Origin of the sequence: Streptomyces cinnamoneus (genome assembly GCF_002939475.1) — a bacterium.
GTDB lineage: Bacteria > Actinomycetota > Actinomycetes > Streptomycetales > Streptomycetaceae > Streptomyces > Streptomyces cinnamoneus_A.
The window spans coordinates 6,406,855-6,426,608 of record NZ_PKFQ01000001.1 but is presented as its reverse complement, the minus strand read 5'-3'; the positions used below and the strand labels follow the sequence as shown (position 1 = coordinate 6,426,608).

Genomic DNA, 19,754 nt, shown 5'->3' with positions numbered 1-19,754 from the left:
GTCGGGCCGGCGGCGTGGTCCCGCAGCGGCCCGGGGCGAGCCGACGCGGTGTCCGGTGACGACCAGGATCACGATCCGCCGCGCGAGCGGCGGTCCTTGAGCCGCAGCAGGAAGCGGCCGACCGTGAAGAAGACGATGAAGCAGGCGATGACCACGACGCCGCAGAGGATGTAGAACAGCGGGCTGTAGTGGACGCCCGACTCGGCGGCGAGGACGCTGGATGCGTGCGAAGTAAGCATGGGATCAGCGTGCTGTGCGCGGCCCGGCCGTCGCACCGGCCGAAAGCACGGTTGGGTGGTGAACGGATCGTACTTTCGGCTACTCCGGCGGGCCTTGGGCGGTCCCGTAGCCTGAACGGCGTGAGTGTGAACACTGGAAACCGGCCGGCCGTGCGGCTGTGGACGCTGGCGAACACCGGACTCGGCCTGGCCTTCGCGGTGACGCTCGCCGTCTTCGCCCGGCAGATCGCCCGTGAGGACCGCGAGTGGCTGTTCGGCTTCTGCGTCAGCCTGGTGGTGTGCGCGGCCGCCCTGGTCCGCGAACGGCACCGGGTGGGCGCGGCGGTCGTCGGCATCGTCGTCGCCGGGGGCGCGGGTGTGGTCGCGAAGGTCGCGGACCTGCCCCGTGAACCCGGTGCGGCCTCCGCGCTGGCCCTGCTGGTGCTGGGCGGCAGCGCGGTCCGGGCGCTGCCGCTGCGCGCGGCGGCGGCGGTCGCGGTCGGCGGCGTCGCGGCCATGGCGGTCGACTGGCTGAGCATCGACCCGGAGTCCGGGGTGTGGCAGGGGCCGTTCCAGCTCGGGGCGGTGGGCTGGGCCGTCGCGCTGGGCGTCGGCGCGTGGCTGCGGTGGCTGGACTACCGCCGCCACGCCGCCACCGAGGCGGTGCGACGCGAGGAGCGCCTGGCGCTCGCCCGGGAGCTGCACGACATCGTCGCGCACCACGTCACCGGCATCGTCCTGCAGACCCAGGCCGCCAAGATCGTCAGCCGCAGCAGACCGGAGGCCCTCGACGAGACGCTGACCGGGATCGAGCAGGCCGGTACGGACGCGCTGACCGCCATGCGCCGCGTGGTCGGCCTGCTGCGGGACACCGACGACGGGGCGGGGACGACGCCGGGGCCCGAGGGGCTCACCGAGCTGGTCCGGCGCTTCGAGGGACACGGACACGGTCCCGCCGTCCGCCTCAACCTGCCGGAGGAGAAGGCGGCGTGGTCGCCGGAGGTCACCACCACGGTCTACCGGATCGTGCAGGAGGCGCTGACCAACATCGCCCGGCACGCGCCGCACGCGCGGACGGCGACCGTCGACGTGCTGCACGCCCCGGACGGCATCACGGTCGAGATCACCGACGACGCCCCGCCGGCCCCGGCCCGGTACCCGCACCGCGGCGGGTTCGGCCTGATCGGGATGCGTGAACGGGTCGAGACCCTCGGCGGCACGCTGCGGGCCGGTCCGGGCTCCGAGGCCGGCTGGTCCATCCACGCCACCCTGCCCGTCGCCGCCGGGGAGCGCCCGTGAGCATCAAGCTCCTCATCGCCGACGACCAGGCGATCGTGCGCAGCGGTCTGCGCCTCATCCTGGAGGACCAGCCCGACATCACCGTGATTGCCGAGGCTGCCGACGGGGCCGAGGCGGTCGACCTGGCCCGCCGCCTGCGTCCCGACGTGTGCCTCGTCGACATCCGGATGCCCCGCCTCGACGGCATCGAGGTCACCCGTGCGCTGGCGGGCCCGGGCGTCGTCAACCCCCTGCAGGTGGTCATCGTGACCACCTTCGACCTGGACGAATACGTCTACGGGGCGCTGCGCTCCGGTGCGGTCGGCTTCATCCTGAAGGACGCGGGGCCCACCCTGCTCATCGAGGCCGTCCGGGCCGCGAGCACCGGGGAGGCGCTGATCTCCCCGTCGATCACGGTACGGCTCCTCCAGCACCTGGCACCGGTGAAGCCGTCGAAGACGGCGACCCGGCCCGTGAAGCGGCTCTCCGAACGGGAGATCGAGGTCATCAAGGCCATCGCCAGGGGCCGGACCAACCAGGAGATCGCCGCCGAACTGTTCATCTCGTTGAGCACGGTCAAGAGCCATGTGGCGAGCGTCCAGACCAAGCTCGGGCTGCGCAACCGCGTCGAGATCGCGGCCTGGGCCTGGGAGAGCCAGCTCATCCGCTCGGCGTGATCCGTCGGGACGACGGCGGCCCGGGTTCCTCCGCCCGGCCGGTGGGGGTGGGGGCCGCCGCCAGGGGGTGTCCGTTGGGGCAGCACGGGCCATCGGACACCCCTAGAGTTGCCCCATGTCGGAACTCGAGCGGCACCCCAACATCGAGACGGCCGTGCGCTATCACCAGGCGGTGGCGCGCTGGGCGACCGGCGAGGAACTCGCCCGGTTCTTCCACGAGGACGCGGTCCACCGGGAGTTGCCGAACGCCCTCTTCCCCGACGGCGTCGTCCGTGAACTGCCGGAGATCCTCGCCGCCGCGGAGCAGGGCCGCAGGGTGCTCTGCCGGCAGCACTTCGACGTGGTCAACGCCGTCGCCATGGGCGACCAGGTGGCGCTGGAGGTCACCTGGTCCGGCACCCTCGCCGTGCCGCTGGGTGAGCTGCCCGCCGGGCACGTGCTGCGGGCCCACATCGCCACGTTCCTCCGGTTCCGCGACGGCAGGATCGTCGCCCAGCACAACTACGACTGTTACGAGCCGCTGACGTCTGTCAGCCGTCCGTCTCCTTGATGTCGGAGATGAGCCTGGTGCTCAGGTCCGACTGCACACTCAGGTAGGTGTACGTGGGGCTGCTGTCGTCACCCCAGGTGAGGCGGACATTGACGCGTTTCCCACGCGTCGCCCTTCGGGTGCGGGCAGGGCCGTCCCCCTGCTCGCACCCCCCGGCTGCCCGGCCCGGACCGCGCCGGTCGCCTCGGGCCGGGCAGCCCCGTCCGTCGTCTACAGCCGGCTGTCCACCACCGCCCGCAGCTTCCCGCTCGCCGCCGTGCGAGCGAAGCCGGCCGGGTCCGCCGTCTCCACGGCGAGGTCCAGCAACCGCTCGTCGACGGCCGAGCGCAGCTCGGGGTATCCCGCGAGGAGGGCCGCGCGCAGCCGCTCCGGGGTGGTGTCCGTGCGCTCGACGCGCACGGTGAGCCGTTCACGGGAGCCGTCCGCCGCGAGCAGCACCTGCGTCTCTCCCACGTATCCGCAGGTCTCCTCCGCGATGGCGACGAAACGCCGGTAGTTGAGGAAGTACGTCGCCACCCGCATCACGTCCCCGAGCCTGCCGAGGAGCTCGAAGCGCGGGGCGCGGCTGCCGCAGGCGCAGGGGCCGGGCAGGGCGCGGCCGAGGTCGCCGATGACGTACCGGCCGAGGTTCTGGCCGCGGCGGGCGTGGGTGGTGAAGACCAGCCGGCCGGTCTCGCCCGGGGGCACGGGCCGGTCGGCGTCGACGTCGAGGATCTCCAGGGTGTGCAGGTCGGCGTGCAGGTGGTGGACGCCGCCGGCGGACTCGGTGCACTGGTAGCCGAGCGGGCCGAGGTCGGTGCTGCCGTAGGTGATGGAGCGGATGACCTCGATGCCGAAGGTCTCGGTGAGGGTGCGGCGCTGTTCGGCGGTGAAGTGCTCGCCCCCGTAGAAGATCTTGCGGATGCCGCCGTACGAGCGCAGCAGGTCCGCCTGCTCGTGGAGGAGCTGCCACAGGTAGGAGGGCATGCCGAAGAGGGTGTCGACCTCGTAGGCGACCAGGGCCTCGGCCGTGGCGCGGTGGTCGGTGCCGGCCGCCATCGGCATCTGGACGCCGCCCAGCCGCTCCAGGATGGAGAAGAAGCTGATGAACCCGCCGTACATGCCGCCGCAGTAGAAGAGGTTGGCGGTGCGGTCGCGGGCGGGGTCGTAGCCGGCGGCGAGCAGGCCGCGGGCGGCGGCGTGCATCTGGGTGTCGTAGTCGTCGTAGGTGAACAGCGACAGGGCGGGGGTGCCGGTGCTTCCGCCGCTGCGGAAGTACAGCTCGGCGTCGCGGCGGTCGACGGAGTCGTTGAGCTCCTGGACGGCGGCCTTGTCGAGCAGCGGTCCGGCCGGCGGCGGGAAGGACGCGGGGCGGGTGAGGTCGTCGAGGCAGGCGGTGGTGGCGAAGCGCTCGTCGGCCCGTACGGCCACGCGGCGGCTGTAGCGCTGGAGGGCGTAGACGCCGTCGTGCGGCTCGCCGGGGTAGCTGCCCAGCATCTCGCCGAGCGGGGTGACGCGCGTGGCGCCGGCGGCCAGGGCGAGGCGGGACAGCTCGGCGATGTCGCCGCGGCTGCCGGCGATGCCCGCGGTCTGCAGGTAGCGGCGCATGGGGCGCAGCGTGCGCAGAACGCTCTTGCGGGGCAGGGGCTTGACCCACACGCTGCGGTGCAGCGGGGAGGCGGTGAGGGCCGGCCGGGTGTCCGCCATGACGCGCCAGGAGCCGTCGGGGGCGGTGATGACGCGGGTGAGGTCCAGGTGTTCCTCAAGGCGGGCGATCAGCTCGGTGGTGGTGAGCTCGGCCTCCTCGGCGGCGTCGAGGGCGTCCGCACGCTCGGCGGGCGGCACGTCCGCCAGCACGGCCGCGAAGCGCTCGGCGAAGGCGAGGACCTCGTCGCGGTCCTCGGTGTCGAGGTAGACCACCTGCGGGCTGGAGCACGCCTGCTGCTCGTGGAGGCAGACGTCGCGGGCCAGCGCGGTCAGGGCGGCCGGGTCCTGCCAGGCGTCCCGGGTGAGGTAGGCGAAGGAGATCTTGTGGCCCCACTCCACCAGGCGGCAGCCGGGCGGCACGTGGGCGGCCACGCCCTCGACGGCGGCCTCGCCGCCCCAGACCGCGACGGCGTCGGCGGCCGCGCACATCAGGCTCAGCCAGTCCTGCCGGGAGGAGGAGAAGCGCAGCACGATGACGCGCTCGGCGACGGCTCCCGTGGGGTCGAGCGCGGCGAGCTCGGCGAGCAGGTGCTGGGCCAGGAGGGTGTCGCCGCCGCTGGTCTTGAGGACGTTGACGTTGCCGGCCAGCAGGCCCTCCACGAGGCTGAGGGGTGCGACGGTGGCGGCGTTGCCCGGGGCGATGTGGGCGACCATGCCGACGGGCGCCCAGGCCTCGTAGACGGTCTCCTTGGCGTCGGGGCGGTTCAGCCGCTGCGGTGCGGTGCCGCCGAGCTCGCGGCGGAGCTTGCGGGTCAGCTCGGCGCGGCTGAGGAAGGCCGCCAGTTCGGTGAGGAGGGCGCCGTCCTCGCCCTCGGGCAGGTGCCCGGCCAGCCGGAGGTGGGTGGGGTGGGCGGGGTCGGCCAGGACCGCCGCGAGCCGTTCGCAGGCGGCGAGGACCGTCTCGGTCTCCAGCGGCGCGGCCAGCGCCGCCTCCACGGCGGCGGGCAGATCCGCGAGGCGGCGCTCCGCCTCCGCGTCGTCGATGAACGCGCCCTGCCAGTAGTGGTGTTGCACGGTCGGGGTCGTCACGACATGCCCTTCATCAGTTCGGCGGCGGCCACCGCGCAGCTCTTGTTGCGGCTCACCCCGGCTCGGCCGTGGAGGGTGAACCAGGGGGTGTTCAGCTCGCACCCGCACTCCTCGCCCGGGTGCAGCGAGGCGAGGTCGCCCATGACGACGCTCTGCGCCGGTACGGAGGTGATGTAGGGCGAGACGAGGTGCAGGTAGCCGGTCTCGCCGTACGGCAGGGGTTCGAGGGTGCGGGTGGAGCGGATGAACACCCGTGACCAGACCGGGGCGTGGAGGCGGTGGCGGTCGCACTCGATGTACGGGATGCAGTGCTCGACGGAACCGAAGGTGTCACGGATCCGCTCGGAGGGGATGCCCAGCTGCTCGGTCACGCGCGCGTACAGCTCGTCCTTGCCGATCTGCTGGTCGGTGTGGCCCTTCCAGCCGCCGCCCAGGACGATCAGGGAGCCCTCGGGCAGCCGCAGGGGCGGCAGGCCCATGGCGCGCATGCGCTCCAGGGTGAACCAGAGGAACGCGGGGAAGCCCAGGATGCGCACGGGGGCGTCGTCCTGCTCGAAGCGGCGCAGGGCGGCGACGCAGCCGAAGGGGTCGAACTCGTGCCCCTTGCCGGTGTGGCGCAGGGCGTACTCGACCTGGCGGGCCGGGGCGAAGTCGCACAGGTAGTTGTCGGTGAACGAGGTGCCCAGCTTCAGGTCGCGGGCGGGCTCGTAGCTGTAGAGCAGGTAGTTGACGGGCTGGTCGGGGATGATCCAGCCGTTGCGTTCGAAGATGCGGGCCACCATGCGCTGGGCGGAGCGGATGGTCCACTGGTCGAAGAACATCTGCGACTTCTGGCCCGTGGTGCCGGACGAGGTCAGGTGGAGATGGACGTCGTCGCGGGGTATGGACAGCACCTCGTGGCGCTTGAAGAAGTTGGCGTGCACCAGGGGCGCGCGGAACGGTTCGGCCGGGGACGTGCGCTCGTACAGGCTCCGGAAGAACGGGGAGCGTTCGGCGTGCCAGGCGTGGGACTCGGCCATGGCCGCGGCGAACAGCTCGTCCACGGCCGGCCCGCCGGCGTAGGGGTCGGTCAGGTCGCACAGTTCCTGGACCGCGGCGAGCGCCGCCGGGTCGGGTACGTCGACCGGTGCGAGGTGGGGGTTGATCGGGTTCATGGGGCGACCTCGAGGGTGGGCAGGTAGGTGGCGGCCCAGGCCGACACGTAGGCGTCCAGGTAGGGCTGGAGCGGGGCGTCGACGACCACGCCGCGGAAGTCGATCTGTTCGGCGGTGCGGGTCATGACCACGTAGTCGTGGAAGCCGTCGCCGTCGGTCTCCGGGCGCATCGCCGGGTACAGGGCGCTGGGGATGAAGCCCTGGGCGAGGAACGCGGACAGCAGGCCGTGCTGCGCGAGCGGCAGCAGCGCCTCGACGTAGCCCGTGCCGGCCCGGGTGAGGGTGCGGGTGATGGGTTCCAGGTAGTCGGCGGCGGCGGCCGGGCCGGGGTGGGCCGCGACCAGGGCGCAGTAGCGGCCGGTGCGGTTGAGGTAGGCGTAGACCTCGAAGCGGCCGTCGTCGGCGACCAGCAGCGCGTTGGGCGTGTGCAGCGGGTAGAACCACTGGCCGGCGTCGGGGAAGCGCTCGTGGAAGCGGCGGCGGACGAAGCCGGGTGCCTCGATCATCTCCAGCCGCCCCGCCGGGGGCGCGCCGGGCGCCGCGAGGGGTGCGGTGGCGCGGGTGTGGGCGTAGTCGACGCCCAGGGTGCGCTCCGCGGTGCGCAGCAGCGGGACGAGCGGTGCGGGGACCTCGGGGACGGGGACGCGGCGGTCCAGCACACCGGGAGAGTGACGCGCGTAGAGTGCGAGGCTTTCACGGCTGCTGAGGTCGACGGCGTTGGGCAGGACGCCCATGGGGCGGAAGCCGTTGCGCGAGACGACGCGCTGGGGACCGGCACTGACGGTCCGTACGGTGGCGTAGACGGAGTCGAGGCGGCCTTCGCCGAGCGTGCGCCGGCACAGTTCGTCGGTCAGGGCACCGGCCAGCCCGCCGGCGCGGTGCTCGGGGTGCACGGCGAGGCCTTCGAGACGGCCGATGCGGCTGCCGGGCTCGCCGTGGACGGCCGCCGAGCCGGCGAGGCCGCCGGTGCGCGTGCAGCGGGCCACGAGCCACAGGGTGTGCGGGTCGGCGATCAGCCGGGACATCTCTGCGGGGTCGGTGCCGAGGGCGGTCGGGTAGTGCGGGCCGTAGACGGCGTAGTAGAGCTGGCGCAGGTCGGCGATGTCGGCCGGGGTGGCGCGGTCGAGGGTGGTGGTCATCGCTCTCCTCCGGTGGCCACGAGCGGTTCGGCGCCCGATGGTTGTTCCTCGGGGCCGGCGCTGTCGGACCCGGTGCGCAGCAGTGCCAGCGCGAGGGCCGCGGGCAGGAGCCCGGCCGCCTGGACCAGGCACAGGGTCTGCGCCGAGAGGTGGTCGCCGAGCAGCCCGAACAGCAGGGAGGCGACGGGGAAGGTCGCTCCCAGCACGGCCTGCATGACGGCGAAGAAGCCGGGCTTGTCGGCCGTGGGGACGAGCCGCTGGAACAGGGCCACGAAGCGCACCCCGATGACGCCGACGCACCAGCCGGCCACCACCAGGCTGCCCGCCATCACGGGCCGTCCGGCGGCCAGTCCGGGCACCGCGAGGGCCACGGCCATCGCGCCCAGCAGGTACGAGCCGAGCACGGTGGGGCGGCCGGGGACCCGCGCACCGGTGAACGAACCGATGAGCGTGCCCGTGCCGAGCGACGCCTCCAGCAGGGCGACGGTGCCGCCGCCGTCGTGCAGCACCGACTTGGTGTAGAGCGGGATGACGACGAAGACGGCCGTGGTGAAGAGGTTGGCGGCGGTGAAGCAGATCAGGATGCGGCGGACGAAGGGCAGGCCGGCCAGGATCTGACGGAGCGTCCGCCGGGGCGGCGTCCCCGAGCCGTCCTCGCCGGCCGCGTCCGGTGCGGCCTGCGAGCGGAAGCGGACGGTCGCGAGGAGCAGCGCGGCCGCCAGGTAGGCCGAGGCGCAGCCGACGGCCAGGCCGGCGATCCCGGCGCCGTCGACGATCAACGCGCCGAGCAGGGCACCGCCCAGGCTCGCCAGGGACTGGGTGGACAGCTCGAAGCCGGTCGCGGCCTCGATGTCCTCGTCGTCGACGAGTTCGGGCACGGAGGTGGTCAGGCAGGGGTCGAAGAACGCCTGGCACCCGGCCAGCGCCAGCGTGGCCGCGTAGGCGGCGGCGAGCGGCAGGTCGCTCGCGTACGCCCAGGCGGCCAGCGCCGTGGCGGCCGCGGCCGCGGTGCCGGCGGCGGCCCGCAGCACCGTGCGGTGGTTGACGCGGGCGACGGTCCGGGCGACGACGGGCGCCAGGGCCACGGCCGGCAGGGTGCTGACGGCCATGAACAGCCCGGAGGCCAGGCCGCGGCCGCCGTCGACGGCGTAGGCGACCAGCCACCAGGAGACGCCGACCTGGAACATCCGTACCGCGGCCTGGGTGAGGACCTGGCCCAACCAGACCGTGCCGAAGACGCGGTTGCGCAGGACGAGCGGCAGGCGGCGCGCCGGGGTGGTGGGGGAACTCATGCGGTCGGCCTCTCGTCGATGACGCGGACGAGCTTGCCGGAGCGGGGGTTGACGACCAGGTCGCCGTGGCGGGCCCACTCGACGGCGAGCGGGTGGACGTGGCCGGCGCGCACGCTGTCGGGGTACAGCGGCCGGGCTTCGTCCAGCTCGGTGACGACCGCCTTGGCGAGGACCTCCAGGCCGGCCGGGTCGTCGTCGCCGGGGGCGGTGGCCAGGCGCAGCACGAGCCCGTCGCGGCCGTCCCAGCGGCGCACCACGAGCTGGGTGCCGGTGATGCGGCCTTCGGTGTCGGCCTCGGCGACGGCGTCGAGGGCGTCCTGGGAGTACAGGGACACGGGGCCCACCCGCACGCCTTCCTCGGCGCGGCCGAGGATGCGGAAGTGCCCGGCCTCGGGGTCGGCCCATTCGGCACGGTCGCCGGCGGGGTAGCGGATGACGGGCATGAGCTTGCGGTAGAGCTGGGTCACCACGACGCGGCCGGGGCGGCCGGGCTCGTCGATGACCTCGCCGGTCGTCTCGTCGAGGATCTCGACGACGGTGTGCGGGGTGAAGGCGCGGTGCACACGGGGGTCGGGGCCCGGTACGGGGCGGCCGAGGAGGCCGGCGTCGACGCTGGCGTAGCCGAGGGACCGCGCTTCGGCGTGCGGGAAGGCGGCGGCGAGCAGACGGCGCTGGTCGTCGAAGAGCGCCTCGCCGCCGAAGAACAACAGCTCGACCGAGGGAAGCTGACGTCCCGTCGCGATCACGTGCTCGGCGAGCCGGCACAGGGTGGTCGGGGTGCCCGCGACGACCTCGGCGGCGAAGTCCTCCAGCGTGGGGACGGTGGTCTCCAGGGGTGCCCCGCCGCCGATGGGAAGGCGCACGTTGTCGACGGGGGCGTGGGCGAGCGAGTCCAGGACGAAGAGGAAGCTGGCGTAGAGCTCGCCCGCGTAGAACAGGTCCGCCACCCGGTGGCCGGGGCGCAGGCCCGCTTCGACGAGCCCCTGGCCGAAGGCGGTGACGAACTCCCGCCATTCCTCCCGGGTGTAGCAGGAGAACTTCGGCGCCCCGGTGGTTCCGCCGGTCTTGTAGACGACCGCTTCGGCGAGGGGCCCGGTCAGGACGCGGTTGCCGTGGAGGGTGTTGGCCTTCCAGAAGGCGTCCTGGTCGACGACGGGAAGGTCGGCGAGCCGGTCGGCCTCCGGAGGCAGATGCGCGTAGAGCGCCGAGTAAAAGGGAGAGTTATGGCGGCTATAACGAATGAGATCCGATAGCTGATGGACGGGCATGCGGCCTTTGCCTAGGTGAATACGGGAAGTGCGGGACTCTGTGCGGCACGGCAATGCATGGCGGGGTTCGATCGGTGCGCCCGCCATGTGCCTGTGAGTGTTCCGTGAGAGGCGTATACCGCTCTCCCAGCGTCGTTCCGCGGCATCGGAGCTGACGCGCGGTCACGAGGGAACGCCATAGAAGATATCGCAAATTCACCACATCACTGACCACATGTCAGGCGCAGGTGGCTGGAAACCTTTCTTTCTGCCCCTCCGGCCCCGTCATACCCCCAGTCCTGCGTCACGCGCCAGCAGCGCCGCCTGCACCCTGTTCTCGCATTCCAGCTTGGCAAGAATGCGGCTTACATACGTCTTCACCGTGGCCTCGCTCATATGCAGCCGTCGGCCGGTTTCAGCATTGGACAGGCCCTCACCGAGCAGGGCCAGCACTTCGCGTTCGCGTTCGCTGAGCGCCGCCAGCCGTCGCTGCGCCTCCTCTCCGCGGGAGGGCCCCGCTCCGGCGGCGAGGGATTCCACCACGTGCCGGGTGGCGGCCGGCGAGAGATAGGCGTCCCCCTGGGCGGCCGCCCGGACGGCGCCGATCAGCTCCGCCGGCGCCGAGTCCTTGAGCAGGAAGCCGGCGCCTCCCTCCCTCAGGGCCCGTAGGACGTTCTCCCGCTCTCCGAAGGTGGTGAGGATCAGCGTCCGCAGGCCGGGGGCCGTGCGCCCCAGCTCGGCGAGGGTCGTCAGCCCGTCCAGGACGGGCATCTGGATGTCGAGCAGCGCGACGTCGACCCGGTGCTTGCGCGCGAGGTCGACCGCCTCGCGCCCGTTCGCCGCCTCCGCCACGACCTCGATGTCGTCCGCCGAGGTGAGGATCATCCGGATGCCGGCGCGGATGAGGGGCTCGTCGTCGGCGATGAGGACGCGGATCACCTGGTCAACTCCTGGGAGGGTCGCTGCTCGCCAGGGGGTCTCGAAGGCCCCCCTGACCTTGCCTAGCTCTTGACGTGGAACTCACGCTTCTCCGACAGCTTCCCGTCCTTGAAGCAGAAGCGGTACACGGTATCGGTGGTCAGGCCCCGCGAGGTGTCGCTCGACAACAGGGCCAGGCAGCTCGCCCCGGCCGGCTCGGCCGGTATCTTGCCCCGCACGTCGGAGGTGAGGAAGGAACTGCCCGAGGGCAGCCTGTCCCGCACCTGCCGCTCCGGGTCGCCGACGTGGACCGACGCGTAGTCACTGGGGTCGATCATTCCCTTGTCGGCCTCCTCCATGAGCTTGCCCGCCCCGAACAGGGCCGCCGCCACCAGGCCCGCCACGATCAGGAGGACGACTCCACAGCCGATCAGACAACCGTTGTTCTTCTTCGTGCTCACGATGTCCTTGAACTCCTCGCGCGGATCGAGCCGGTCGATGACCGGTCCACCGTCTCCTGGAGTCCTCGCCCCCGGCTGCTGCCAGAAGTCGTCCGTACCGTCGACGAAGGTCGCCTCCCCGGAGGCCGGCACCCGCGCCTCCCTGGCCTCCGCCGAGTCATAGGGGATGACTGCCGCGAGCCGGAAGCCTCCGCCCCGGGCGGGTCCGCTGAAGACCATGCCGCCGATCAGCCGGGCCCGCTCGCGCAGCCCCGTCAGGCCCTGCCCGCCGCTCACCGCGTCGGGCGGCTGGGCCCCGACGCCCTCCGGCACGGGCCCGTTCGCGACCTCCACCAGCAGCGAGTCCGGCTCATAGCGCAGGCTCACGGCGATGGACGCACCGGGCGCGTGCTTGGCGGCGTTGGTCAGCCCCTCCTGGGCGACGCGGTAGCCGGCGTGGTCGGCGGCCGGCGCCAGCGCGCGCGGCTCCCCCGACCGTTCGAGGCTCACCTTCATGCCGGCCGCCACCGCCGCGTCGACGAGTCCGCCGATGCCGGACACCACCCTCGACCCGGCCTGGTCCTCGTCCGGGGTGCCGTCCTTGAGGATGCCGACCACCTCGCGCAGCTCGTGCATCGCGGCCACGGACGCCTCCCGCAGCACCCCGACCGCCTCGCGCTGCCGCCCGGTCAGCGTCCGGTCCACCTCCAGGGCACCGGTCTGCACCGCGATGAGCGCCAGCTGATGGCCGAGGCTGTCGTGCATGTCCTGGGCGATGCGCTGCCGCTCACGCATCCGGGCCTGCCCCGCGACCATCTGACGCTCGCGCAGCAGTTGCGCGTTGCGCTGCTGGAGGGTGTGCAGCAGTGTCCGCCGCTGGGTCCAGTAGCGACTGGTCAGGCCCGGGACGACCACGGACACCAGGAAGAAGAGGCTGTAGAAGAGGACCGCCAGCCCCGGTGTCTGCTCCGCCTGCCAGAGCCCCAGCGCCACATAGACCACGAAGGAGACGCAGAAGGCCGCCAGGGCCCGCAGGACACCGTCGATCCTGCGCCCGGCCGACCAGCCGAGCACGGCCAGGAGCAGCAGGCCGGCCCCGTTCTCCGTACCGCCGGACAGCACGGCGCCGGCGAGCAGCGCCGTCGTCGGCAGGGCGCGCCGCACCAGGGCCAGCACCGCGACGGCGAACGCCACCGGCACCGCGAGGGCCCAGCCCTGCCCGACCCCGCTCTCCGCCCACCCGGCGAGCAGCGCCAGCCCGGCGGCCAGCAGGCACTCGCCGGCCACCCGGCGCCGGGACCACTCCCCCGGGTCGGTCAGCCGTCGCCGGAGGTCACGGGCCCACGCTGTCGCATCCACCCCGGCACCATAGGCACAGCCGCCCGTCCGGCACATTCACCGAAGGTCGCGTTGCCGCCCGACGAAAGTTGACGCCCCCGCCAGCGTGCGCGCAACGCCTTCCCCTCACCGGCTTCACCCTCAGCCCATGCGACGCCACACCGGCGCCGCCCCGTCCAGCCGGCGCTCACACGCCCACCCGGTCACCCGCGCACCCGGCGCCCGACAGGCGCAGGGCCCGGCCCCGGTCGCCCGCACACCGCGGCACCCGCCTGGGTCACATCGACGGATGGGCCTCGACGTGCGTGGCCTCTTCGATGTCGTGCCCCGCCTTCTTCAGCAGTTCCCGGGAGAGCTCGTTCAGCGCCCTGGCCGCCGCGAGTTCCTCGCCGACCCGCTGCTGCTCGGGGTCGTCCGGGTGCCGGGTGGCGTGGCCGCGGGCCCGGAGCTCCGTCCCGTCCTGGAGCCTCAGCATGCAGGCCGCGCGCGTCCGCTTATCGACCTCTTCGAATTCGACCTCGACGTGCCATCCAACGATCGTCTGCATGGGGTCACCTCCTGCGGTACCCCTCCAGCGTGCACCCGGCGGCCGGAATGCGACACCGGAGACCCCCGGCGGCGCCCCGCTCCGGCCGGGCGCCGCCCCGCGACGGCCTCAGACGGCCGCGGCCCCGAACTCGCTCACGGCGCTCTCGACGATGGCCTGCAGCCGTGCGTGGTGGGCGCCCCGCCAGTACACCCGCCCGCAGGCGGCGCACTGCGCGAAGACGTCGTACGTACGGCGCGTGCCGTGCTCCAGGTGTTCGCGGACCGCGTCCTTGTCGGCGTCCTGGAGCGGGCCGTTGCAGGCGGTGCAGCGCGACCAGGGCGCGAGGCGGGGGGCGAAGCGGCTCAGGACGTCCCGCAGCTGCTCGTCGGGCCGGTCGCTGTAGACGTACCCGCCCGCCCAGATCTCCCGTCGGCGCAGCAGCCCCCGGTCCCGTGAGAGCAGCACCCGCTGTTCGGCCGCCGAGAGCGCGGCCAGTGCCGGGTCGCCGAGGTCCTCGCTCTCGTACGCCGCGTCCACGCCCAGCAGCCGCAGCCGTCGGGCGAGGGTGCCGAGGTGCACGTCGAGCAGGAACCGCAGGGGAGCACCCGGCACCTCCTGGGGGCGGGTGACGGCCTCCACCTCCACGCTCTCCCCGGCCGCGGGGACGTGGGAGACGGGCACCGGCCGGCCGTCGACGCACAGCCGGCCGACCTCCGTGAGCGGGACGCCGAGGGACTCCACGACGTGCCCCAGCGTGGAGACACCGTCCGTGATCACGGCGGCACCGGGCCGGCGGCGGTCGGCGGAGAGGAAAAGCCGCAGCTCAGGGGCGAAGGTCAGCTGGATCTCGGGTCCGTTCACGCCCACAGCATGCCACCGTCGGCGGGGGTGGCGCCCAGGGTTATCCCGGCGGGTTCCGCCACGGGACCCGCCCGTCCGGGGCGGCCGCGGCGCAGTGCGCAGTCCGGGTGACAGGGCTCCCGCCGGCGCGCGTGTCTGCGGAGGGGCGGCCAGAGGCCGGGGGACGCTGCTCCGAAGGACACAACCGGAAAAAAGTGCCATGTCACTAAAGTGCTATGTCACTGGATGAGCGATATGCCTGTTGTCCGGTCCGGCCCCGATCGAGGAGAACGATCGATGGAACCCGTCTACGACCTGATGGCTCGTCTGCTCACCGAGTACTTCGGCGTTCCCGAGGAGGAGATCACCCCGGACGCCACCTACGAACAGCTCGAGATCGACTCCCTCGCCCAGGCCGAAATGGTCACCCTGCTCGAGGACCACCTGCGGATGACCCTGGACCAGGAGCTCCGGGGCGAGACGCTCGGCGAGGCGGCCGCGCACGTCGAGCGGCTGCTGGCGGGCCGCGCCGGCCCGGCGGAGGCCGCCGCGGGGCACGACGCCGGAGCGGCCGGGCCCGCCGCGCTGACCGTGCCCACGCCGTGACCGTCCGGGAGGTCGCCGTCACCGGCATCGGCTTGGTGACCCCGGCGGGCATCGGCCGGGAGGCGACCTGGGCGGGGCTGCTGACCGGTACCGGCCTCGGCGCGCACGACGAGGACCTGGCCGGGCTGCCGGTCGACTTCTCCTGCAAGGTCCCCGGTTTCGACGGCGGCGCGCTGCTGGGCAGGCGGATCACCTGGCGCAACGACCGGTTCATCCAGCTGGCCATGGTCGCCGCGCGCGAGGCGGTCGCCGACGCCGCGCTGGACACGGCCGCCTGGGACGGTCCCCGCGTGGCGATCGTCATCGGCAGCGCCAGCAACGGCGGCGACCGGTGGCCCGCGGAGTACCGGCACCTCGCCGAAGGCCGCGTCGACGCCATCTCGCCGACCGCGCTGCTGCGCTCCCTGCCCAACATGGTGGCCGGCGAGGTGTCCACGGACCTGCGGGCCCTGGGGCCGTGCCTGACGACGTCCACCGCCTGCGCCTCGGGGGCCACGGCGATCGGCGTCGCCCGCGACCTGCTGCGCTCGGGGGCCTGCGACATCGCGCTCGCCGGCGGCACCGACTGCGCCCGCGTCCCCATGGGATCCGCCACCTTCCACCGCATGCAGGCCCTGTCCCGGCGCCGTCACGACCCCGCCGGGGCCTCACGGCCGTTCGACGCGGACCGCGACGGCTTCGTCCTGAGCGAGGGCGCCGCCGTGCTCGTCCTGGAGCGGCCGGACTCCGCGCGGGCCCGCGGCGCGCGCGTCCGGGGCCTGCTGTCCGGCTACGGCGCGTCCAGCGACGGGTACCACGCCACCCGGCCCGACCCGGACGGCTCCGGGGCCCGCCGCGCGCTGGTGGCGGCGCTCTCGGACGCCGGGGCCGGCGTGTCGGACGTGCACCACGTCAACGCGCACGGCACATCCACGCCCCTCAACGACCGGGTGGAGGCCGACGTGCTCCGCGGCGTGTTCCGCAGTGCGCCGCCGGTGACCTCCCTCAAGGGCGCCATCGGCCACTCGCTGGGGGCGGCCGGCGCCGTCGACGCGGCGTGCACCGTGCTCTCGCTGGAGCGGCAGCTCATTCCCCCCACCGCCAACCTCGGCCGCCTCGACGACGGGATGGACCTGGACGTGGTCACCAAGGTGCCCCGGCGGCACCGCATGGAAGGTGCGATCAGCAACGCCTTCGGCTTCGGCGGGCAGAACGCCGTCCTCTTCTTCCGGACCGCGTGAGCTCCCCCGCCGACGTCGAGACCCCGGCGCCCGCCCTCGCGCCCGCGGACGCCGGGGCGGCGAACCGTGCGGGCGAGGCGCTCCGGAGGCTGCGACCCTGGCTGGTCCCCGCGGCCTCGGCCGCGGTGACGTTGCTGCTCGCGCTGGCGGGCGCCGGAACCTCCGAGCGGCTCGCCAACGGCGGCTACACCGCCACCGGCACCGAGTCGGCCCGCGCTGCCGCCCTCCTGGCCGACCGCTTCGGGGCGGGCAACCCCGACGTCGTCCTGCTCGTACGGGCCAGGGGCGGCGTGGACTCGGCCCGGGCGCGCGAGGCGGGGCTGCGGCTCACCGAACGGCTGGAGCACGCGCGCGGGGTGGCGAGCGTGCGCTCGTACTGGACGGCCCCGGACCCGGCGCTGCGTTCCGCCGACGGCTCCGCCGCCGTGGTGGCGGCCGACCTCGAAGGCGCCGACCGGGACGCGGCCCGCACCGCCGACACCCTGGTGCCCCGCCTCACCGGCGGACACGGCGTGCTCGACGTCGCGGCCACCGGTCCCTCCTGGGTCAGCGTGGAGGCCCGCCGGGCCTCCGAGGCGGACCTGGTGCGGGCGGAGCTGGTGGCCGCTCCCGTCACCCTCCTGCTGCTGGTGATCGCCCTGCGGTCGCTGGTGGCCGCGCTGGTGCCCCTGGCGATCGGGGCGGTCTCGGTCGTCGGAACGGCCGCGCTGCTGCGGCTGCTCACCACCCTCATGCCGGTGTCGGTCTTCGCGATGAACCTCACCACCGCTCTGGGCTTCGGACTCGGCGTGGACTACGGGCTGTTCCTGGTCACCCGCTTCCGGGAGGAGCTGCGCGCCGGCGGCCCGGTGGCAAACGCCGTGCGGCGCACGGCACAGCGGGCGGGACGCACCGTGGCCGTGTCGGCGGCCGCGGTGGCCCTGTCGATGTCGGCGCTGCTGGTTCTGCCGCTGCCGTTCCTGAGGTCCATGGCGTGCGCGGGCATGGGGGTCGCGCTGTTCGCGGCGGCCGCGGCCACCGTGCTCGTACCGCCGCTCCTGACGCTGCTGGGCACGCGCGTGGACCGCGGCGATCCGCTGGCCCTCCTGCGGCGACGGCGCCCGGCCCGCGAGGCCAGGCCGGACAGCCCGGTGTGGCGCACGATCGCGCGGGCGGTCACCAAGCGGCCGCTGTGCTACGGCGGCGGGTGCGCGGTGGCGCTGCTGTTGCTGGCCGCGCCCTTCGGGCACGTGCGCTTCGGGCTGCCGGACGAGCGCGTACTGCCGGCGTCGGCGGAGGCGCACCGGACCGCGGAGGAGATCCGCGCGGGCTTCGCCGCCCCGGCCGGCCAGGGGCTGACGGTCGTCCTGCCGGAGGCGGATCCCGTCCGGGACGGCGCGGCGCTGCGCGCCTACGGGCGGCGGGTGGCGGCCCTGCCGTCGGCAGGCCGGGTGGACTGGGCGCGGCCGGCCGGGCGGGTCGGTGCGGTGCGGGGTGCGGTGTTGCGGGTGGGCGGCCCTCGGGAGCCGCAGTCGGCCGCCGCGCAGCGGCTGGTGGAGCGGCTGCGGGCGTTGCCCGGGCCGGGCGGCGAGCGGCTGGTGACGGGGCGTGCGGCGTTTCTGCTCGACACCCGGGCGGCGGTCCGGGCGCGGCTGCCGCTCGCGGCGGCCGTGGCCGGGGTCACGACGTGGGCGATGCTGTTCCTGCTGACCGGGAGCCTGCTGCTGCCGGTGAAGGCGCTGGTCATCGGGGCGCTGAGCCTGGGGGCGAGCTTCGGGGCGATGGTGTACGTCTTCCAGGAGGGGCATCTGCGCCGCCTCGTGGGCGACTTCACGGTCACCGGCACGCTGGACGTGACGGTTCCGCCGCTGATGTTCGTCATCGCCTTCGGGCTGGCGATCGACTACGAGATCTTCCTGCTCTCCCGTGTCCGCGAGGGCTATCTGCTGACGGGCGACAACCGGCGGGCCGTCGTGGAGGGCGTGGCGCGGACGGGGCGGCTGGTGACGACGGGGGCGCTCGCAGTGGCCGTGGTCACGGGTGCGCTCGCCACGTCGGGGGTGAGCGTGCTGAAGCTGCTGGGCACCGGCCTGGCGACGGCCGTCCTGGTGGACGCGGTGCTGGTGCGGGGTGTGCTGGTGCCGGCCTATCTGGTGCTCGCGGGGCGCCTCAACTGGTGGGTCCCCCCGTGGCTTGGGCGGGTGCACGCGCGCGTGGCCGGGCGGCTCGGTCTGGCCGGGGAGCACTGACCCGCCGGGCCCGGGGCCCGGCTCCTACTCCATGCGAGCGGTCATGGGTGGCGGGCGGTGACAGCGTGCCCCGACCACGGGATGTTCCCCCGCGGGGATCCTCCGCCTCCGTGCGGGCCTGCCGGACCCGCCCTGCGCCGACTCCGCGTGCCTTCGACAAGAACGGACACCACATGCTCGTCACGCAACTCGCCCTGGTCTCCGAGACGCAACAGATTTCGCCCTCCCAGCTCACCCGTGTCGCCGCCGCTCTGCAGAAGCAGGCCACGCGGGACTTCGCGCCCCTGTGGGGGGTGCACGCCACGGTCGACGCCTTCGACAAGCTCGAGGACGTTCCCGTCGGATACTGGCCCATGATCGTCCGGGACGACATCGGGATGGAGGGCGCCGCGGGCGTGCACATGGACAAGAACGGCCAGCCGTTCTCCCTCATCGAGTACAGCGACAGCTGGTCGCTGACCGCCAGCCACGAGATGCTGGAGATGCTCGGCGACCCGTGGGGCAACCGGCTGGTGGCGGGCCAGTCGCCGAAGGACGGCCAGGGGGTCGTGGAGTTCCTGGTCGAGGTGGCCGACCCCCCGGAGGCCCCCCAGTACGGCTACACCATCAACGGGCTGCTGGTGTCGGACTTCTTCACCCCGAACTTCTACGACCCCGTCAGCGCGCCGAGCGTCCGCTACAGCTTCGGCGGGCACCTGCCGGGACCCCGGCAGATCCTGCCCGGCGGCTACATCAGCTGGCACGACCCCGTCAGCGACCATTGGTGGCAGCAGGTCTGGTTCGGCACCGACAAGCCCCAGTTCCGTGACCTCGGAAAGCTGACGGCACGCGCGGGCAGTCTGCGCGCCGCCATCGACGCCCGGACGAAGACCGCTCAGCGGATCGCCAGCGAGGGTCCCCGGTCGGACCGCTTCTCGGCCGCCCGGAGCCTGACGGCCCGGGTCAAGGAGTCCACCAGCTCCCGGGCCTCCGGCTGGCGGGAGCGGATCCAGAACATCCAGGCCGGCGGCGCCACCGAGGGCACGTGGGAGGGCGGATCGCGGGACAATGGCTGAGGGCGGGGCCGGCACCCCGCACGGCCCGGCCGCGAAGGAGGGGTCCGTCATGGGCGACGACACCGACAAGAGCAAGGCCCGCGCGCAGCAGCTGCACCGGGTGATCGAGCGTCTGCGGGCCGGACGGCCGGCCGGCGCCGGCGGCGGGACGCCCGCCGCTCCCCCGGCCGACGCCGGCGCGGACGACACGCGCGGAGGCCCCGGCGGTCCCGATCTGCGCGCTGCCGTCCGCAGGCGCATGCGGGAGCTGGACGAGGAGGAGCGCGGCGGCCCGCCGGGCGGCCGGGAATGACACGACGGCCGGCCCCCG

The 19,754-nt window shown here is 73.8% G+C and carries 18 protein-coding genes; 8 read left to right on the top strand and 10 right to left on the bottom strand.

Annotated elements, in window-relative coordinates:
- Positions 1-68: 68 nt before the first annotated feature.
- Entirely contained in the window at positions 69-239 is a 171-nt protein-coding gene (locus CYQ11_RS29900) for a hypothetical protein (RefSeq protein WP_181143814.1), read from the bottom strand.
- A gap of 120 nt (positions 240-359) precedes the next feature.
- On the opposite strand from CYQ11_RS29900, the gene CYQ11_RS28210 reads away from it, so the two are divergent.
- The 3 genes from CYQ11_RS28210 to CYQ11_RS28200 all read left to right on the top strand — a co-directional run bounded on the left by CYQ11_RS28210 (position 360) and on the right by CYQ11_RS28200 (position 2,723).
- Positions 360-1,517 carry a sensor histidine kinase gene (locus tag CYQ11_RS28210; RefSeq protein ID WP_205041787.1) on the top strand — a complete coding sequence of 386 codons (1,158 nt, stop codon included), beginning with the start codon at positions 360-362 and terminating at the stop codon, positions 1,515-1,517.
- Positions 1,514-2,173 carry a response regulator gene (locus tag CYQ11_RS28205; RefSeq protein ID WP_099198712.1) on the top strand — a complete coding sequence of 220 codons (660 nt, stop codon included), beginning with the start codon at positions 1,514-1,516 and terminating at the stop codon, positions 2,171-2,173. The genes CYQ11_RS28210 and CYQ11_RS28205 overlap by 4 nt, the downstream gene beginning before the upstream one ends.
- Before the next feature lie 115 nt (positions 2,174-2,288).
- The gene (locus CYQ11_RS28200; RefSeq protein ID WP_099198711.1) at positions 2,289-2,723 is read left to right on the top strand and encodes a nuclear transport factor 2 family protein; all 435 of its coding nucleotides are present in this window, start codon (positions 2,289-2,291) and stop codon (positions 2,721-2,723) included.
- A gap of 210 nt (positions 2,724-2,933) precedes the next feature.
- On the opposite strand, the gene CYQ11_RS28195 is transcribed toward CYQ11_RS28200, so the two are convergent.
- The 9 genes from CYQ11_RS28195 to CYQ11_RS28155 all read right to left on the bottom strand — a co-directional run bounded on the left by CYQ11_RS28195 (position 2,934) and on the right by CYQ11_RS28155 (position 14,356).
- Positions 2,934-5,438 (bottom strand): acyl-CoA reductase, encoded by a 2,505-nt coding sequence (locus tag CYQ11_RS28195; RefSeq protein WP_099198710.1) that lies wholly within the window; start codon positions 5,436-5,438, stop codon positions 2,934-2,936.
- Positions 5,435-6,592, bottom strand: a complete 1,158-nt coding sequence (locus CYQ11_RS28190) for a LuxE/PaaK family acyltransferase (protein WP_099198709.1) — start codon at positions 6,590-6,592, stop codon at positions 5,435-5,437. The genes CYQ11_RS28195 and CYQ11_RS28190 overlap by 4 nt, the downstream gene beginning before the upstream one ends.
- Positions 6,589-7,731 carry a GNAT family N-acetyltransferase gene (locus CYQ11_RS28185; protein ID WP_099198708.1) on the bottom strand — a complete coding sequence of 381 codons (1,143 nt, stop codon included), beginning with the start codon at positions 7,729-7,731 and terminating at the stop codon, positions 6,589-6,591. The genes CYQ11_RS28190 and CYQ11_RS28185 overlap by 4 nt, the downstream gene beginning before the upstream one ends.
- Positions 7,728-9,023: an MFS transporter gene (locus CYQ11_RS28180; protein WP_099198707.1), complete on the bottom strand. Its 1,296-nt coding sequence runs from the start codon at positions 9,021-9,023 to the stop codon at positions 7,728-7,730. Before CYQ11_RS28180 ends, CYQ11_RS28185 begins: the two co-directional genes overlap by 4 nt.
- Complete coding sequence (locus CYQ11_RS28175) at positions 9,020-10,291, bottom strand: phenylacetate--CoA ligase family protein (protein ID WP_099198706.1); 1,272 nt, start codon at positions 10,289-10,291, stop codon at positions 9,020-9,022. The genes CYQ11_RS28180 and CYQ11_RS28175 overlap by 4 nt, the downstream gene beginning before the upstream one ends.
- A 264-nt stretch (positions 10,292-10,555) precedes the next feature.
- The gene (locus CYQ11_RS28170; RefSeq protein ID WP_099198705.1) at positions 10,556-11,209 is read right to left on the bottom strand and encodes a response regulator; all 654 of its coding nucleotides are present in this window, start codon (positions 11,207-11,209) and stop codon (positions 10,556-10,558) included.
- A 62-nt stretch (positions 11,210-11,271) separates the two neighbouring features.
- Positions 11,272-12,987, bottom strand: a complete 1,716-nt coding sequence (locus CYQ11_RS28165) for a sensor histidine kinase (RefSeq protein WP_240003311.1) — start codon at positions 12,985-12,987, stop codon at positions 11,272-11,274.
- 256 nt (positions 12,988-13,243) lie between these two features.
- On the bottom strand, positions 13,244-13,513 hold the full coding sequence (locus CYQ11_RS28160) for a DUF1876 domain-containing protein (RefSeq protein ID WP_099198703.1): 270 nt from the start codon (positions 13,511-13,513) through the stop codon (positions 13,244-13,246).
- 108 nt (positions 13,514-13,621) lie between these two features.
- Entirely contained in the window at positions 13,622-14,356 is a 735-nt protein-coding gene (locus CYQ11_RS28155; protein WP_099198739.1) for a Mut7-C RNAse domain-containing protein, read from the bottom strand.
- Positions 14,357-14,632: 276 nt separating this feature from the next.
- Between CYQ11_RS28155 and CYQ11_RS28150 the strand changes: the two genes are divergently transcribed.
- The 5 genes from CYQ11_RS28150 to CYQ11_RS28130 all read left to right on the top strand — a co-directional run bounded on the left by CYQ11_RS28150 (position 14,633) and on the right by CYQ11_RS28130 (position 19,736).
- Entirely contained in the window at positions 14,633-14,941 is a 309-nt protein-coding gene (locus tag CYQ11_RS28150) for an acyl carrier protein (protein ID WP_181143813.1), read from the top strand.
- Positions 14,938-16,161 (top strand): beta-ketoacyl-[acyl-carrier-protein] synthase family protein, encoded by a 1,224-nt coding sequence (locus CYQ11_RS28145; protein WP_099198701.1) that lies wholly within the window; start codon positions 14,938-14,940, stop codon positions 16,159-16,161. The genes CYQ11_RS28150 and CYQ11_RS28145 overlap by 4 nt, the downstream gene beginning before the upstream one ends.
- Positions 16,158-18,389 (top strand): MMPL family transporter, encoded by a 2,232-nt coding sequence (locus CYQ11_RS28140; RefSeq protein WP_099198700.1) that lies wholly within the window; start codon positions 16,158-16,160, stop codon positions 18,387-18,389. Before CYQ11_RS28145 ends, CYQ11_RS28140 begins: the two co-directional genes overlap by 4 nt.
- 173 nt (positions 18,390-18,562) lie before the next feature.
- Positions 18,563-19,444 (top strand): hypothetical protein, encoded by an 882-nt coding sequence (locus tag CYQ11_RS28135; protein WP_104651110.1) that lies wholly within the window; start codon positions 18,563-18,565, stop codon positions 19,442-19,444.
- Positions 19,437-19,736: a hypothetical protein gene (locus tag CYQ11_RS28130; protein ID WP_099198699.1), complete on the top strand. Its 300-nt coding sequence runs from the start codon at positions 19,437-19,439 to the stop codon at positions 19,734-19,736. Before CYQ11_RS28135 ends, CYQ11_RS28130 begins: the two co-directional genes overlap by 8 nt.
- The last annotated feature ends 18 nt before the right edge of the window (positions 19,737-19,754 follow it).

Excerpts from the sequence above, each read along its gene's own strand:
- CYQ11_RS29900 (WP_181143814.1), bottom strand. The coding sequence starts at position 239 with ATGCTTACTTCGCACGCATCCAGCGTCCTCGCCGCCGAGTCGGGCGTC.
- CYQ11_RS28200 (WP_099198711.1), top strand. The coding sequence starts at position 2,289 with ATGTCGGAACTCGAGCGGCACCCCAACATCGAGACGGCCGTGCGCTAT.
- CYQ11_RS28190 (WP_099198709.1), bottom strand. The coding sequence starts at position 6,592 with ATGAACCCGATCAACCCCCACCTCGCACCGGTCGACGTACCCGACCCG.
- CYQ11_RS28185 (WP_099198708.1), bottom strand. The coding sequence starts at position 7,731 with ATGACCACCACCCTCGACCGCGCCACCCCGGCCGACATCGCCGACCTG.
- CYQ11_RS28180 (WP_099198707.1), bottom strand. The coding sequence starts at position 9,023 with ATGAGTTCCCCCACCACCCCGGCGCGCCGCCTGCCGCTCGTCCTGCGC.
- CYQ11_RS28175 (WP_099198706.1), bottom strand. The coding sequence starts at position 10,291 with ATGCCCGTCCATCAGCTATCGGATCTCATTCGTTATAGCCGCCATAAC.
- CYQ11_RS28160 (WP_099198703.1), bottom strand. The coding sequence starts at position 13,513 with ATGCAGACGATCGTTGGATGGCACGTCGAGGTCGAATTCGAAGAGGTC.
- CYQ11_RS28150 (WP_181143813.1), top strand. The coding sequence starts at position 14,633 with ATGGAACCCGTCTACGACCTGATGGCTCGTCTGCTCACCGAGTACTTC.
- CYQ11_RS28135 (WP_104651110.1), top strand. The coding sequence starts at position 18,563 with ATGCTCGTCACGCAACTCGCCCTGGTCTCCGAGACGCAACAGATTTCG.
- CYQ11_RS28130 (WP_099198699.1), top strand. The coding sequence starts at position 19,437 with ATGGCTGAGGGCGGGGCCGGCACCCCGCACGGCCCGGCCGCGAAGGAG.